This window comes from Psychrobacillus syltrankelensis (assembly GCF_055454035.1).
Genome location: NZ_CM144227.1, coordinates 1,042,547 through 1,058,499, shown reverse-complemented (window position 1 = coordinate 1,058,499; position 15,953 = coordinate 1,042,547). Strand labels below are relative to the sequence as shown.

The 15,953-nt window shown below is 33.5% G+C and carries 14 protein-coding genes; 12 read left to right on the top strand and 2 right to left on the bottom strand.

Annotation, left to right across the window (positions count from 1 at the left end):
* Positions 1–7 precede the first annotated feature (7 nt).
* From ACTSKG_RS05440 to ACTSKG_RS05420, 5 genes are all read left to right on the top strand, one after another.
* Positions 8–376: a GntR family transcriptional regulator gene (locus tag ACTSKG_RS05440; RefSeq protein WP_464757126.1), complete on the top strand. Its 369-nt coding sequence runs from the start codon at positions 8–10 to the stop codon at positions 374–376.
* Positions 373–1,248, top strand: a complete 876-nt coding sequence (locus ACTSKG_RS05435; RefSeq protein WP_464757125.1) for an ATP-binding cassette domain-containing protein — start codon at positions 373–375, stop codon at positions 1,246–1,248. Before ACTSKG_RS05440 ends, ACTSKG_RS05435 begins: the two co-directional genes overlap by 4 nt.
* Positions 1,245–1,964 (top strand): hypothetical protein, encoded by a 720-nt coding sequence (locus ACTSKG_RS05430; RefSeq protein WP_464757124.1) that lies wholly within the window; start codon positions 1,245–1,247, stop codon positions 1,962–1,964. The genes ACTSKG_RS05435 and ACTSKG_RS05430 overlap by 4 nt, the downstream gene beginning before the upstream one ends.
* 608 nt (positions 1,965–2,572) lie before the next feature.
* Positions 2,573–3,766, top strand: coding sequence for an MFS transporter (locus tag ACTSKG_RS05425; protein ID WP_464757123.1), 1,194 nt, complete (start codon positions 2,573–2,575; stop codon positions 3,764–3,766).
* A gap of 128 nt (positions 3,767–3,894) precedes the next feature.
* Positions 3,895–4,962 (top strand): nitric oxide synthase oxygenase, encoded by a 1,068-nt coding sequence (locus ACTSKG_RS05420; protein WP_464757122.1) that lies wholly within the window; start codon positions 3,895–3,897, stop codon positions 4,960–4,962.
* A 217-nt stretch (positions 4,963–5,179) separates the two neighbouring features.
* Here ACTSKG_RS05420 and ACTSKG_RS05415 read toward each other — a convergent pair whose 3' ends face one another.
* Positions 5,180–6,382, bottom strand: a complete 1,203-nt coding sequence (locus ACTSKG_RS05415; protein WP_464757121.1) for a CynX/NimT family MFS transporter — start codon at positions 6,380–6,382, stop codon at positions 5,180–5,182.
* Between the two features lie 97 nt (positions 6,383–6,479).
* Between ACTSKG_RS05415 and ACTSKG_RS05410 the strand changes: the two genes are divergently transcribed.
* The 5 genes from ACTSKG_RS05410 to ACTSKG_RS05390 are packed head-to-tail and all read left to right on the top strand — an operon-like array spanning position 6,480 to position 11,381.
* A complete protein-coding gene (locus tag ACTSKG_RS05410; RefSeq protein WP_464757120.1) occupies positions 6,480–7,763 on the top strand; it encodes an alpha/beta hydrolase family protein in 1,284 nt (427 codons plus the stop codon).
* A gap of 15 nt (positions 7,764–7,778) precedes the next feature.
* Positions 7,779–8,573: an ABC transporter ATP-binding protein gene (locus tag ACTSKG_RS05405; RefSeq protein ID WP_464757119.1), complete on the top strand. Its 795-nt coding sequence runs from the start codon at positions 7,779–7,781 to the stop codon at positions 8,571–8,573.
* Positions 8,566–10,209 (top strand): hypothetical protein, encoded by a 1,644-nt coding sequence (locus ACTSKG_RS05400; protein ID WP_464757118.1) that lies wholly within the window; start codon positions 8,566–8,568, stop codon positions 10,207–10,209. The genes ACTSKG_RS05405 and ACTSKG_RS05400 overlap by 8 nt, the downstream gene beginning before the upstream one ends.
* Positions 10,206–10,784, top strand: a complete 579-nt coding sequence (locus ACTSKG_RS05395) for a nucleotidyltransferase family protein (RefSeq protein WP_464757117.1) — start codon at positions 10,206–10,208, stop codon at positions 10,782–10,784. The genes ACTSKG_RS05400 and ACTSKG_RS05395 overlap by 4 nt, the downstream gene beginning before the upstream one ends.
* On the top strand, positions 10,785–11,381 hold the full coding sequence (locus ACTSKG_RS05390) for a hypothetical protein (protein WP_464757116.1): 597 nt from the start codon (positions 10,785–10,787) through the stop codon (positions 11,379–11,381).
* Positions 11,382–11,922: 541 nt separating this feature from the next.
* On the opposite strand, the gene ACTSKG_RS05385 is transcribed toward ACTSKG_RS05390, so the two are convergent.
* A complete protein-coding gene (locus ACTSKG_RS05385) occupies positions 11,923–12,621 on the bottom strand; it encodes a glucosamine-6-phosphate deaminase (protein ID WP_464757115.1) in 699 nt (232 codons plus the stop codon).
* 140 nt (positions 12,622–12,761) lie between these two features.
* Here ACTSKG_RS05385 and cotE point away from each other — a divergent pair, with 140 nt between their 5' ends.
* Together cotE and mutS are read left to right on the top strand one after the other, a co-directional pair.
* Entirely contained in the window at positions 12,762–13,301 is a 540-nt protein-coding gene (cotE, locus tag ACTSKG_RS05380) for an outer spore coat protein CotE (protein ID WP_464757114.1), read from the top strand.
* Positions 13,302–13,382: 81 nt separating this feature from the next.
* Positions 13,383–15,947 (top strand): DNA mismatch repair protein MutS, encoded by a 2,565-nt coding sequence (mutS, locus tag ACTSKG_RS05375; RefSeq protein WP_464757113.1) that lies wholly within the window; start codon positions 13,383–13,385, stop codon positions 15,945–15,947.
* Positions 15,948–15,953: the final 6 nt, after the last annotated feature.

The window sequence follows — 15,953 nt, the reverse complement described above, 5'->3', positions numbered from 1 at the left end:
TGAAGCGTTGAAGCCATCATTAGATGAAAATCAACCACTTTTTCTACAAATTGCACAAATCATATTAGATGAAATCGTGGAAGGTCATTTAAAAGAAGAAGAACAATTGCCCTCTGAGAATGAATTGTCTCGCTTTTACAATATTAATCGTGCAACCGTAAGAAAAGGGCTTCAAACTTTAGTTGATGATGCTTTTATTTATAAACAAAGAGGTATCGGAATGTTTGTGAGTGAAGGAGCTTATCAAAAAATAATAGATGAACGGCAGAAACAATATAGTCAGAATTATATAACCCCTTTATTAGAAGAAGGTGCCCGTTTAGGGATGGATGTCCAAAAGATTATCCAATTAATTAAAAAGGAGGATCAATCATGATAGAAATCAATCAGGTTCACTTTAGTTATGATTCAAACAGAATATTGCATGACTTTAATTTGTCAGAGAGCGAGAAAATCATCGTTGGACTTTGGGGGCGAAATGGAACTGGGAAAACAACCTTTATGAAGTTGTTAGCCGGTCATTTAAAACCTGATCAAGGGGAGATAAACATACAGGGATTTAATCCTTATAACCATGATCGAACAAATAATCATTTATGTTATATGCAAGAAGAGCATCCATTCAGTAAGATTTGGAAGGTAAAAGATGCGTTACGCTTTGGCGATTATTACAATCCAAATTTTGATATGAGTTTTGCTAAAGAGCTTTTAAAAGTTTTTAATTTGGATGAAAACAAAAATGTATCCAGGCTCTCTAAAGGTATGAAATCAGCACTGCAATTTATTATCGGTATTGCTAGTAATGCTGATATAACAATACTTGACGAACCGACCAATGGTTTAGATATAGGTATGCGAAAGAAATTTAACAAAGTATTATTGGAAAGTTATGAAGAAAATCCGAGGCTCATTCTTTTATCCTCCCATCATATCGAAGAAATTCAAACTCTATGTGAAGCGTTGGTAGTGATTCATGATGGTAGAGTATTTCTCCGTGAAACAATGGAAACGATGCGGGAAAAAGGCATTTGGTTAAGTGGGGAGAAGACTTTTTTATTAAATATCATCCAGTCGCACACTGTGTTGGAGCAACAAGAAATGGGTACGAAAATGAAAGTCATGCTTGATGAACCTTATACGAACGAATGGAAGCATTTTGCTCAGTCCCATGGCTTATCAATTGAACCAGCCACCCTACATGATTATTTATTAAATAGAACGGAAGAACGAAATGAGGTGAGCATATGAACTTGAAGAGTGGGACAATTAGGATGGTTTATGAAGAGACACTATTTGCCTTCGGGAAGTTGCTTTTACTATATATAACGATCCCTTTACTTTTGTTATGGTTATTCATTGGATATTTCTTTAACTTGGGTGAAGATGTTATCGCCGCCATCTCAGGACCAACATATTTTTTTATTCTTCTGTTTGCAATTAATGGATTCAAAACTATTTTCCCTGTCGCAATAGGAATGGGAAGTACAAGAGTCAATTTGTTGAAAACCTTTTATGTGGTAGGTTTAGCAAGTGTACTGGTTATCACCTTTATTTTAAATGTCTTTCAATGGATTCTCTTAACACTTTATGAACGATGGAACGTAGCGGCTAATATATTGCATCCAGCAACCTTTTTTAATCAAGAGTATACCTTCCTATCCTATTATTTAATAGATTTTATGTTTTGTGTTTTTACCTTCTCTTTCGCTTTTCTGTTTTATACTATATATTATAGACTTGGATTCAGGAAAAGTGTGATCTGGTTGATGGTGTTAGTGATCATCGGTACGTTAGTAAAATACAGTGATTTAGTCGATTTTTCATTATTGGAATGGTTAGTGACTCAGGACTTTCATGACATGGTGATATTTTCTTTTGTGATTACTAGTAGTCTGATTGCATTGTTCATCACATATCCCGTCATGCGAAATGCACCGTTAACGGCTAAGTCGAAAAAGGATTAGAAAAAAGACTTATAAGAGTGATCAAATTAAAACAGCTTTTTTCCAACATAGGTGGTTAATAGATTGCATCTTCCACAATCGGGCGCTTATTGTTGAACAACACAGACAGAAAATGATCAAACTTTTTTATAAAAGCTACTATTTATTAATCTCAAAAGTGGAATCCATTTTAATCAATCTTTTTTCAAGGTGGATTCTTTTTGTTTTAAGTAGAAAGTAGGGTTAAGGATTTTTGATCAAACTTTATTTCACACCAACAACGGCAGTCAAGACATGCCTCTTCCGGAGCTGTCGATAATGATAGATCCCATGTCTGTCCAAAGCCCTCCAGAAACAATTGAATATAGGATTTGTACCAATAGGGTGCTTGAGCTTTTCTTATTAGGCACAAGAACATATATAAAACCCAAAAAGTATAATAGTAACGTATGGTGGATTAAATAACGGATAGTTATAATAGAATTAAAGAATAGTGCATGACAATGAAGAAACGCTTATCCCCCAAAGCTTTTTCATCTTGCTTTAAGGAAAAGGAGATTTTTAATGAATTGTCCAATTTGACCCACTAAATTAAATTTAATACTTATTTAATTAAATGGGGGATTACAATGAAAATAAATAAAAACTTTCTTTTTTTAATGCTCGGACAGTCATTTGCTAATTTGGGTGATGTATTTTATGTAGTTGGTATCATTAGTGTTTTATACAAGTTAACGGGCTCTGCAACTGTGGCTGCATTTGTTCCGTTTACGATTACTTCTGCTATGTTCATTTCTAGTATTATTACTCCTATAATAATTGGAAAGTGGCGTTTAAAAACAGTGTTATTAGGTTCGCAAATCGGAAAAACCGTTTTACTTGTGGGCTTAGGTTTTTTTCTTTTACTATTTTTGCATGATAAGAATTATTATTTTGTCTTTTTCATAATTGCGGGCATAGCACTTCTCGATGGTTGTGCGAATCCAATTTTGCATACTTTTCTTCCTTACTATGTAGAAGATAATCAGTTGGTAAAAGCTAATAGTATAGCTGAATCCATTACTCAAATGATTCAAATAGGAGCTTGGCTTTTCGGAGGTCTCTTATTGATCGTAATAAGCCCAATTCAATTAATAGGTATTGTAGCTTTACTATTTATGCTGTCCTGTGTATTTCTGACCTTCATTCAACACGTGGATTATGTCCAAAAAGAAAAACAAAAACTTTGGGAACAGCTTACCGCAGGATGGAAAAGTATTGGAGCTACTCCAGTTCTTAAAAAAATTATTCAAATGGACATTTTAGAAACCATTGCTGGAACGGTATGGATTGCTGCAATTCTTTATATATTTGTCGAGCACGCACTACATGTCGGAGAACAATGGTGGGGCCTTGTAAATGGTTCATTCATTATTGGCTTATTAGTAGGTAGTTTATATTGTATTAAATTCCCTCATATTGTTGATCAATATAAGTTCCTTTTTATTTTCGTAGGAGTCTTAATCTCTAGTATCCTAACTATATTATTTGGTACAACAAGCCACCCTGTAATAGCGTTAATTTTGACATTTGGTATTGGTTTGTTTGGACAGCTTAAAAATATTCCACAAAGAACTATTATTCAAAGAAGCGTTCCTCCTGAGAAACTAGTAACTGTATATACTTCCATGGGTATGGTTGCAACTGGAGTTTTTGGAATTTCTTCTTTGGTAATTGGGCTATTTGCTGATCTCTTAGGGGTACGTACTGTATTTATATTTTCAGGACTATTATTAGTAGTAGTAAGTATAATTGCGTACAGATATAAAAAATTATTCGTATAGTCTTTTAGAAAGGGTGTCTACTAGTAGGCATTCTTTCTTTTGTGTCATAAATTCCTCACAACTTCATAGAACTTGGGACTTGTTTGTTCTAAACCATTTCTTCTATGATGGAAGTAGTAGCAGGAAGGATGACAGGCATGTTAAAAGAAGCAGAAGATTTTATACGTAGTTATTATTATGAAATTGGTCGATCGGAACTGGAAATGCATTCTCGTTTGCTTGAGATTGAACGACAAATAAAGAAAAATGGAAGTTATGAACAAACAATAGATGAGATTACGTATGGCGCTAAAATGGCATGGCGAAATAGCAATAAATGTATTGGTCGGTTATTTTGGCAAAGCTTGAACGTTTTTGATAAGCGCGACTTACATACAGAGGAAGAAATCTTCCAAGCTTTATTAGGGCATATTCAGTTTGCAACAAATGATGGAAGAATTCGACCAACAATTACCATATTCAATTCTCAGGATATTCGTATATGGAACCATCAATTGATTCGCTACGCAGGCTATGTCACGGAAAGAGGAAGAATAGTTGGGGATTCAGATTCGATAGAGTTTACGAAGATATGTCAGGAACTTGGATGGAAAGGTAACAACGAAAAGTTTGACATATTGCCAATTGTAATACAAATAAATAACAATCAGCCTAAATTATTTGAGTTACCAAAAGAATATATTTTAGAAGTGCCGATTCGTCATCAGGAATACAAGTGGTTTGAGGAACTGAAAGTAAAGTGGTATGCAGTACCGATAATTTCAAGCATGAAATTAGAAATTGGAGGTATTACATATCCAGCAGCACCATTCAACGGATGGTATATGGGAACGGAAGTTGGTGCCCGGAACTTGGCAGATGATGACCGTTACAATATGCTTCCTCTAATTGCAGAGAGCATGGGCTTAAACACGAAATCCAATGCTTCTCTTTGGAAGGATCGTGCTTTAGTAGAGTTAAATGCGGCTGTATTATATTCCTATAAAGAAAACGGAGTAAGTATCGTAGATCATCATACTGCAGCCCAACAATTTAAGAGGTTTGAATCAAATGAAATGGATGCAGGACGAGATGTGACAGGAAATTGGACCTGGTTAATTCCACCTTTATCACCTGCAACAACACATATTTTTCACAAGCCATATAATAATGAAAAGAGATCACCAAATTATTTTTATCAACCTTCACCATATTAAAAAGAGGAATCAGCATATAAATTTGCTGGTTCCTCTTTTTTGCATTGTCTCCACATATTTCAAGATGGCGACGGATAAACATCCGCTACAAGATTACCCAAAAAATGGATCGTGAAGTGACGCAGTCACTTATACGATCCAAGACTTAAAAGGTAATAGTAATGCAAATGGTTTGTCCAAAGCACTCTAAAAGAGAGAAGAAATGATGTGCCTTTGCTTAGTTCTCACTTGAAACAAATCGATCTCTTCCAGCATGGATACCAGCAAAGAATAGTAAGACGATGATTACGATAAATAATATTTTCGGAACAAACCAGCTTGACGTTTCATCGTGTATAAATCCGAAAAAAACTGGGCCGAGTGCTGCCAACAGATATCCAATAGATTGTGCTGTCCCAGAAAGCTCGGCAGCTTCGATTGGTGTTCGAGATCGAAGAGAAAAAAACATCATGACTAGTCCAAACGAAGCTCCTCCAGCTAAACCGAGAAAAATCATCCAAACAACTGTTAGTGAAGCAGGACCAGATAACAATCCGATGAAACCAATTAAATACAAAGCCGTATAAACTACTACAAGTATTCTTTGATCTTTTAACCGGCCAGCAATAATGGGAATAATAAATGTCATTGGTAACTGAGAAAACTGCATAATAGATAACATCCATCCAGATTGTTCTGCTTTCATTCCCTCTGATTGCAAAATTTCTGGTAGCCATGCAGCTGTAGTATAAAAAATTAATGATTGAAGTCCCATGCTTAATGTTATCGTCCACGTTAAAGGATTATACAATATAGACTTAGCTTTCTTTGTGGCGGAAATTTTCCGTACTTCAACTTTTTCTTCTCTTTTTCTAATTTGAGGTATCCAAACAAATATGGCAATAATAGCCAAAATTACCCAACAACCAAGGGCTCCCTGCCATCCATATGCAGTACCTTCAGCAATAGGATAGCTGATACCTGCTCCAATTCCAGCAGTTAAATTCATGGAAACGGTAAAAATTGCTGTTAATAAGCCAATTTGTAAAGGAAATTTTAGTTTTATTAAACTTGGCATTAATACATTTCCAAATGAAATAGCAATTCCAATTAATGCAGTTCCAATAAGCAATAAAGATGTAGTTCCTAAAGATCGAATAATTATGCCACCAGTTAACAAAATGATGGAAAAAAACAAAGTCAGTTCCATTCCAAAACGGCGCGCAACTTTAGGTGCAAAAGGAGAAATAACTGCAAATGCTAGAAGAGGGATAGTAGTAATAAAGCCTGCTAACACATTTGAAATAGTTAGACCTTCTCGAATATATGAAATTATTGGTCCTACCGAAGTCAGAGGTGACCTTAAGGAGGAAGATATGAAAATAATTCCGAGTATTAATAAGATCGTATTTTTTTTATTTAAAGCTGTATTTGATGACAAAAAATTCTCTCCTTAAGTTGAAAATATTAATTTGTACTATGAAAGACTAACATTTTTTGATAGTAAAGTTCAATAGAAAGATAATGGAGGTAACTAATTGAATAAGTCATTGGTATTAATCATGTTATTAATTGGGACGGTTTTTTTATTTTCGGCATGCGAAAAGAAGGAAAAAAAAGAAGAGGATGTGTTTTCAATGGAGAAAATATTAGGTAATTGGGAGGGAGCAATTCAAATCCCCGAAACACCTCTACCAATTACTATTCATTTCGGAGAAAAAAATAGTACTATAAGTATCCCTGTTCAAGGGTTAAATGAATATCCAATAGAAAATGTGAAATTATCGGAGAAGGCACTCTCTTTTGAAATGCATATTCAAGGTCAACGAATAACCTTTGATGGAAAAGTAGTAGATGGTGATAATATCTCCGGAACATTTAAGCAAAATGGACAACAGTTCCCTTTTAAATTGACGAAAGTATCAACTGAAACTGTGATGGATAAAGGAGAGATTGTGAAAGTAAAAGTTTCTGATGGAGAAATGGTTGGTGTTTTGGAAAAGCCAGAAGGAAACGGACCTTTTCCAGTTATGATTATTATAGCGGGTTCTGGACCAACTGACCATAATGGGAATTCGATTCTGCTTCCAGGGAAAAACAATAGCTTGAAAATGTTAGCAGAAGACTTAGCAAAACAAGGGATAGCAAGCATTCGGTACGATAAAAGAGGTGTTGGAGTGAATGCACTTTTAGTAACGAAGGAAGATATGCTAACTTTTGATCAATATATTGATGATGTAGCGAGTTTTATTGAGTATGCGAAAAATGATAAGTTATTTTCTAAAATAGGGGTCATTGGACATAGTGAAGGTTCATTAGTAGGAATGGTAGCTGCAAATAAAAAGAATATAGATGTATTTATTTCGATAGCAGGAGCAGGAAGACCGATTAACGAGGTATTAATTGAACAATTAGAAGGTCAGCTGTCCGGAAATCTCTTAGAAGAATCTAAAAGTATTTTAGGGAAATTAGCAAGAAAAGAACAAGTAGGAAATGTTAGCTCGGAATTGAATAGCATTTTTCGTCCATCTGTACAACCATATTTGATTTCATGGCTAGCATATAATCCTTCGGAAGAAATAAAAAAATTAAACTGTCGCGTGTTAATTATTAATGGAACAAATGATTTACAAGTACCGGAAACAGATGCCGAAGCACTTTATGACTCGAAAGTTGGCTCCTCTTTATTATTAATAAAAAATATGAACCATATCCTAAAGAACGCTCCAGCCAATAGAGAAGGGAATATGGACACTTATACAGATCCCAATCTTCCATTAGCAAAAGGGCTTGTAGACGGTATTGTAGAATTCATAAAATAATTGGAGGTGTTAGTTTTGAGTGCAGAACAGGTGTTGTCATTAATAGATGTATCTAAAAGTTATGGAAATAAAAGAGTGTTGAAGGGGGTTAACTTAGAAGTTTTTAAAGGTCAAATTATAGGATATATTGGTCCGAATGGTGCAGGTAAAAGTACTACTGTAAAACTAATGCTAGGATTATTGAATGATTACAGCGGAAAAATTGAAATTTTCGGGAGTGATATATCAAATGGTGATATCAGTTACAAGAAAAGAATAGGATATGTACCCGAAACCGCTGAAATGTATGAAAATTTAACTGCATGTGAATATTTAACTTTCACTGGAGAACTTTATAGTTTGCAAAGTGATGTTGCCGAGAAAAGAGCGTTAGATTTGATGAAAGAGTTTAATCTAGAAGCAGCATTTCATCAGCGTCTATCTTCTTTTTCAAAAGGGATGAAACAAAAAGTACTAATAATTTCGAGCTTGTTACACGACCCTGATTTACTATTTTTTGATGAGCCTTTAAGTGGCCTTGATGCAAATAGTGTGATGGTAGTTAAAGAGATACTAGCAAAACTTGCGTTACGTGGAAAGACAATTTTTTATTCCTCTCATATTATGGATGTTGTTGAGAAGATTAGTAACCGAATTGTATTGCTTGTAGATGGCACGGTAATTGCGGATGGAACTTTTGATGAATTAAAAACAAACAACAAAGAAGGAACACTCGAAAATATATTCAATCAGCTCACAGGGTTTACACAACATGCTGAAATAGCAGAAAGATTTGTGAATATTGTAATCGAGGACTCCCCCAATGAATGATTTTAATTCTTTGCGAATCCTAGATCATTTTAAAGGGATTTTTATGAAAATGGGCATAGATTATGAAGTAATGAGGAAGATAGTACAGTTAAAATTAACAATGGATAGTAGAAGAATGCCAACTATTTTTAATGGATCAAAAGTGAAAAAAGAGGGAAATCAATTTTTGAAATCTTTGTGGATGTATGCGTTATATGGACTTATACTATTGACCCCTTTTCTATTTTTAGGAAACCAATATATATTTTTCATAAGTATAATGTTTAGTTTATTAATGTTTATATTAATGACATCGATGATATCCGATTTCTCAGCTGTTTTACTAGATATTCGTGATAAAAACATTATTCATACAAAGCCAATTAATACAAAAACATTAAATACAGCTAAAATAGTTCATATTTTAATTTATATTTTTTTATTAACAGGATCGTTTGTTGGGATTCCATTAATAATCAGTATATTTACAAGTGGAGTTAAATTTTTCTTCCTATTTTTAATAGAAATTTTACTTACTAGTTGCTTTGCTGTTGTATTAACTGCGTTTGTTTATTTATTTATATTACGTTTTTTTAGTGGAGAAAAACTGAAAGATATAATAAATTATGTTCAAATTCTTTTAACGATTGGCATAATGGTTAGCTATCAGCTAGTAGCACGATCGTTTGAATTTATAAATCTTAAAATAACTTATACATTTGAGTGGTGGCATTTATTATTACCTCCAATTTGGTATGGAGCACCTTTTGAGCTTTTCTTAAACAAGGACTACACAGCACATATTATTATATTATCTATTCTTGCATTCATAGCACCAATATTAGCTATACTATTCTATATTCGTTTAATGCCGGCATTTGAGCGAAATCTATCAAAATTGCTAAGTGATTCTACTACAAGAAAACAGAAATCACGAAAAGTTGATAAGTTCTGGGCACGAATATTATGTAAAACAGATGAGGAAAGAACTTTCTTTCTTTTTTCTTCACTTATGATGAAGCAAGAACGTGAACTAAAATTGAAAATTTATCCTCAATTAGGTTTTGCCTTTATTTTTCCTTTAATATTTTTGTTTAATGAGATGAGAATACAACCATTTGATGAAATAGGAAAAGGAAATATGTATTTGGTAATTTATTTTAGCTTATTGATGATACCCACAGTTGTTCATATGCTTCAATTTTCTGGTACTTACAAAGGTAACTGGATATTCTTAGCCGCCCCAGTTCAAAATAAAGCATCTATCTATAAAGCTACGTTAAAGGCATGCATAGTTAAATTCTTTCTTCCAGTATTTGTCATTTTAAGTGCCCTATTTATATGGTTATTCTCTATACGAATATTGTCAGAATTATTGATAGTATTGCTTGTGGCAATTGCAATAACGCTGATTTCCTATCAGATGTTGAATAGAGAGGTTTATCCATTTTCAAACTCCCATGAGCACATGCAAGATGCGAGTACATTTAAAATTTTTGCTAGTATGGTTGTGATAGGTATGTTTGTATTAGTCCATGTGATTGTTTCTAAAATACCTTTTGGATTATATGGATATATGACTATCTTAATAATTGGAATAATATTCGGTTGGAAAGCAGTATTTCCAAAACAATCTAAAAAAGAGGTAATTAGGTGAAAATCAACAGTGAAATTGAGATTATTAATTTAATCCAGGAAGATGAATGGATGATGGAAATATTAAATGCAGCAAAAAAATTAAAACTTCCTGATTGGTGGATTTGTGCGGGATTTGTTCGTTCGAAAATATGGGATATTATTCATGATTTTGATAAAAGAACTCAATTATCAGATATTGATGTTATTTATTTTGATCCTACTAATTTGGATGAAAAAATCGAAAAAAAATTAGAAGAACAGTTAAAGGTATGGATGCCTAGTATTCCATGGTCTGTGAAGAATCAAGCTAGGATGCATATCATAAATAATTTACCTTCCTATTATTCATCCGTTGATGGGATTGCACATTTTCCGGAGACAGCAACCGCATTAGGTGTAAAGTTAGACGAAAAATATAATGTACGATTAACTGCTCCACATGGAATAAATGACGTCATTCAGTTAAAAGTGAATCCTACCCCGCAATTTGTGGCAACTAAAGAATTATTTGAAGTATATGAGGAACGATTACTAAAAAAGAATTGGGGTTCAACTTGGCCAATGCTTATCTTTAATAATATGAGGAGTGATTGAATGAAAAAAGTTTCACTTTTTATTACTTTATTATTATTCATAGCAAGTCTAGGTGCTTGTAATAAAGAAGCTTTATTAGCGAACACGCTTGTAGAAGTAAAATTAACCGATAGAGAAAAATTTCTATTGTCTTCTACAAGTGATAAATCATTTGTTTTTGATTACAAGGTAGATAAAAAATATAAACAAGTCTCTTTGTGGGTAGACAAATATGAGTTTGGAAAACTGGTAGAAGAGAAACTAAATAATACAGTAACTGATATTACTAATAAAGGTACAATTATTTTTTCCATTTCCCCAACGCTTGTAGATCAAAAAGAGTCAACTTTTAATATAAGCGTTGGAAGTGAAAGTGGCTATAGTGGTAGCAGTACAAAACAAATGATACCAACAGGGATGCAAAGTACGTGGGGGAGCAATCCATCTGAAAGTGTTCAAATATCCGATAAGATAGTTCTTGCTAGTATTTGTTACTCTAATGGTCAAGGTATGAGTTCACTTACAAAAGCTTTTTATTCCGAAATAGACAATCACTTAAATCAGATAAAAGACTACAATGTTGTATATGTATTAAGAGCAGAATTTCTCGATAAGTAAAAAATATTAAATTTTTTAAAAGCATGGGGTTTTGTAGATATTTCTAATCGCGACTCACTTTGTGTAGAACATAATTATCGATAGTTTTCTTAAGAGATACAAGAGTATATGAAATTAGCTACAACTTAAGTTCTATATGTAGAGAGACTTTGGTTAGTGTTTATAAGCTGTGTCTCTAATCTTGCAAGGGCTTGTTCTTTACTGTTTTTTTCCTTTTAATGTCCACAGTATATATAAATCAGTGGGTGAATATTTAGAGTTGGTGGTACTAGAGAAAAAAGCGTAAAGCAGACGAAATTACATTTTCGTCTGCTTTAAAAGAGTAGGACAGAATCTTATCTCTTATTACCCAAAATTTAGATAACATGTCTCTACATATTCCAAGAGGGCGACGGACAAACACCAGTACCAAGATTAATGAAAAAAAGTGGACCGAGAAGTGACTTCGTCTCTTCTCGGTCCACAAAAATTCCCACGATAATAGTGTAACAATGGGAAATGGTAAAGCCAAGTTGTACTTAAAAGACAATACCGCTTTTTCTTATTTTATATCTGTAATAACCGTTACATGCGGATGTCTCTTTAATACTGTAATGGGAAACTGTTCCGTAATTTCATCTCCAAGTAAAGCCTCTATTGCCACACGTTTTTTTTCTCCAAAAGCCAGTAAAATGATTTTCTTCGCATTCATAATAGAAGCAATACCCATAGTAAAAGCTCTAGTAGGAATATTTTCGTTACCATCAAAATATTGACTATTCACACCAAGTGTAGAATCAGTTAGATTGGCCACATGGGTTACAGAGTCAAAAGAAGTTCCAGGCTCGTTAAATGCAATATGGCCATTTTCCCCTACGCCTAAAAATTGAATATCTAATGGATGTTCATTTAATGTATTTTCATATCTAATACATTCTAATTCTAGATCCTCCGCAAGTCCGTTTTGGATATGTGTTTCTTTAAATTGTTTTTTGGAAAATAAATGTTCCTTCATGAAAAAAGCATAGCTATTTTCATTCGTGTGAGCTAAACCGATGTATTCATCCAAGTTAAAAGCGGTAACTTTGGAAAAATCTAAAGGGGATTCAATAATACTTTTATAAATTGGAATCATTGTACTTCCGGTTGCTAGTCCTAATGTATGCAATTTATTTGCATCTAAATCCTCTGTTAGCTTTTCTATAACAATAGAAGCTGCTTGTTGTTGACTATCTACATGAATCATTTCAAAAAATGGCATTCGTATACCTCGCTATTCTATTTATTTATTAAGTGTATTTGTAAACTTTCGAAAGGTCAATCATGTATCTTATAAAAAATATGAACCCATTGGGCGTATAGCGCATATGATGTTATGACTTGAATACAAGGAGGAAAAAAATGAAACATTTACGACAGATAGTGACGAAAGCTGTTATTGCTAAGGGGAAAAAGAGAACGGAATCAGCTGAAATTTTGTGCCCACCAAATACGCCATCTAGTATTTTAGGATGTTGGGTTATTAACCATACGTTTCAGTCTAAAAAGCATGGAAAATTCGTAGAGGTAACAGGGAAATTCGATATAAATGTTTGGTATGCTCATCATGACCATTCCAAAACATCTGTTTTTACAGAAACAATTAATTACAAAGACAGAATAAAACTAAGCTATCGTGATAAAGATTCTACAGGCGAAGAAGTACATGTACGTGTTATTCAACAACCTAATTGCACTGAAGCAATTATTACTGCAGGAGGAACTAAATTTCAAGTAACAGTAGAACGTGAACTTCTTGCTGAAGTTGTAGGGGAAACAACAGTATGCATCCAGGTTCACGATCAGGATTTCGAAGAAGAATGGGCGTTCGATGAAGAAAGTTCCTCTAGTTCTTCTAGCTCATCTAGTTCTTCAAATGATCACTCTTCCTCCTCACTTTAAAAGCCGGCTAGTATTTCCGGCTTTTTTTCTTTATATTTTGCTATAATAAATAAAGAAGTTTAGAAGAGAGAAGGAAAGAAAATGATAACACATACTCCAATGATGCAACAATATCTGAAAATAAAAGAAGACTATATAGATGAATTTTTATTTTTTCGATTAGGCGATTTTTACGAATTATTTAATGAGGATGCAATAAAGGCATCCGCCATATTAGAAATAACGTTAACGAGTCGGAAGGATAATATTCCAATGTGTGGAGTACCACATCATGCGGCCCAAAATTATATTGAATTACTTATTAGTAAAGGACATAAAGTGGCGATTTGTGAACAAGTGGAGGATCCCAAAGTTGCAAAGGGTGTTGTAAAAAGAGAAGTAGTACGCTTAATAACCCCGGGAACTATTATAGAAGGTAAAACAATGCATAACAAGACGAATTATTTTATAGCCTCTGCAGATTTGCTACCGTCTAATGAAGTTGCTTTTTCTTATCTAGATGTTTCTACAGGTGATGGTTTTACTACTATATTACAGGGTGATGAAAAAGCAGTTGTGCAAGAAATAATGTCATTACAAGCAAAAGAATTAATTGTAAGTGAACAGTTGTATGTACTAATTAACGACTTATCAGAATTGCATGAATTTACATTGTCCATTGAACAAGAAGAGCTAAATAATGAGGAATCAGAAAAATATGTAGAAAATCATCCAAAAGAAGCACATCGAACAGTCAAACGATTATTGCAATACATTCAAAAAACGCAAAAGCGATCTCTTTTACATATTCAGCCTTTCACATTTCAAAGAAGAGATTCCTTTTTAACCATGGATTATCATTCGAAAAGAAATTTAGAGCTTATTTCTTCTATTCGAAATGGAGATCAAAAAGGAACATTATTATGGTTATTAGATGAAACAATAACTGCTATGGGAGGACGAAAGCTGAAGCAATGGATCCATCAGCCACTTGCAGATAAAAGAAATATAGAAGCACGTTTAGAAATTGTAACGAGCTTCTTGGAAGACTTTATGTTAAGAGAAGAAATAAAAGAAGCATTTAAAGAAGTATATGATTTAGAGCGATTAGTTGGAAAAATAGGGTTTGGAAGTGCAGGTGGAAGAGATCTTGCACAATTACGACAATCACTTTCTAAAATTCCAATGATAAAGCAGGTTTTATTACAATCAAACGATAATGCATTAATCGCTCTAGGACATGTAATAGAGGATTGTCAAGATATTTGGAAAAAGTTAGAAATAGCTATAAGTGAAAATCCACCTATTTCTGTGAAAGACGGCGGAGTGATAAACAACGGATACAATAATCGTTTAGATCAACTTCGTGATGCGTCTGTTAACGGTAAAAAGTGGATAGCTGAGTTAGAGCAAAAAGAACGAGAACTAACAGGTGCTAAAAATTTAAAAATAGGGTATAACCGAGTATTCGGCTATTATATTGAGTTGACGAAATCGAATATTCACTTGGCAGATGATGAAAGGTATGTTCGAAAACAAACACTAGCAAATGCTGAGCGCTATATTACAGATGAATTGAAAGAGAAAGAGTCAATCATCCTTTCCGCGGAAGACGAAAGTTTATTGCTAGAATATGAGTTATTTACACAATTAAGAGATGAAATAAAAGCGTATATTCCTCGCGTACAGAAACTAGCAAAACAAATAAGTGAGTTAGACGTATATATTTCTTTTGCTCAAGTATCGGAAAAACATCGATTAACAAAACCAAATTTCCACGAAACAAATGCAATGGTTATTAAAGAAGGAAGACATCCTGTAGTTGAAAAGATGATGAATAACCAATTATATGTACCAAATGATTGTGTTTTGACAGAGGATGAAAATATGTTGTTAATAACTGGTCCAAACATGTCTGGTAAAAGCACTTTTATGCGACAAGTTGCTATTACAATAATTATGGCTCAAATTGGTTGTTATGTACCTGCGGAATCTGCAAATCTACCAATTGTCGATAAAATATTTACTCGCATTGGTGCTGCAGACGATTTAGCGGGAGGACAAAGTACATTTATGATTGAGATGATGGAATCTCAACATGCTATTATGAACGCTACAAGTAAGAGTTTGCTACTTTTTGATGAAATTGGCCGTGGAACATCTACTTATGATGGGATGAGTCTAGCACAATCGATGATGGAATATATTCATGACCATATTGGTGCTAATACTTTATTTTCAACCCATTATCATGAATTAACTGACCTGGAACAAACGCTATCTAAATTGCGAAATGTTCATGTTTCTGCCACTGAAAAAGATGGAAAAGTGGTATTTCTTCATAAATTAAAAAAAGGTCCTGCAGATAAAAGTTATGGTATTCATGTTGCGGAACTAGCACAGCTTCCTAAGGAAATTATTATAAGAGCAAGAGCTATTTTAGCTACATTTGAACAGAAAGATAAAAATGAAAAATCAGCTTCAGTAATAAACGATACACAGCTATCCCTTTTTGATGAATTACAAGTAACACATACTGATTCTAAAATAGATGATGATAAATCATTGGAAAAGATAGTGAAAAAACTCAAAAAGATTAACATTTCTGGAACAACACCTTTAGAGGCATTACAATTATTATATGAATTGCAAAACGAATTAGAATAACTAAAA

Bases quoted from the DNA above. Each gene is read 5' to 3' on its own strand.
- ACTSKG_RS05435 (WP_464757125.1), top strand. From the start codon at position 373: ATGATAGAAATCAATCAGGTTCACTTTAGTTATGATTCAAACAGAATA.
- ACTSKG_RS05430 (WP_464757124.1), top strand. From the start codon at position 1,245: ATGAACTTGAAGAGTGGGACAATTAGGATGGTTTATGAAGAGACACTA.
- ACTSKG_RS05425 (WP_464757123.1), top strand. From the start codon at position 2,573: ATGAAAATAAATAAAAACTTTCTTTTTTTAATGCTCGGACAGTCATTT.
- ACTSKG_RS05420 (WP_464757122.1), top strand. From the start codon at position 3,895: ATGACAGGCATGTTAAAAGAAGCAGAAGATTTTATACGTAGTTATTAT.
- ACTSKG_RS05400 (WP_464757118.1), top strand. From the start codon at position 8,566: ATGAATGATTTTAATTCTTTGCGAATCCTAGATCATTTTAAAGGGATT.
- ACTSKG_RS05390 (WP_464757116.1), top strand. From the start codon at position 10,785: ATGAAAAAAGTTTCACTTTTTATTACTTTATTATTATTCATAGCAAGT.
- ACTSKG_RS05385 (WP_464757115.1), bottom strand. From the start codon at position 12,621: ATGCCATTTTTTGAAATGATTCATGTAGATAGTCAACAACAAGCAGCT.
- cotE (WP_464757114.1), top strand. From the start codon at position 12,762: ATGAAACATTTACGACAGATAGTGACGAAAGCTGTTATTGCTAAGGGG.
- mutS (WP_464757113.1), top strand. From the start codon at position 13,383: ATGATAACACATACTCCAATGATGCAACAATATCTGAAAATAAAAGAA.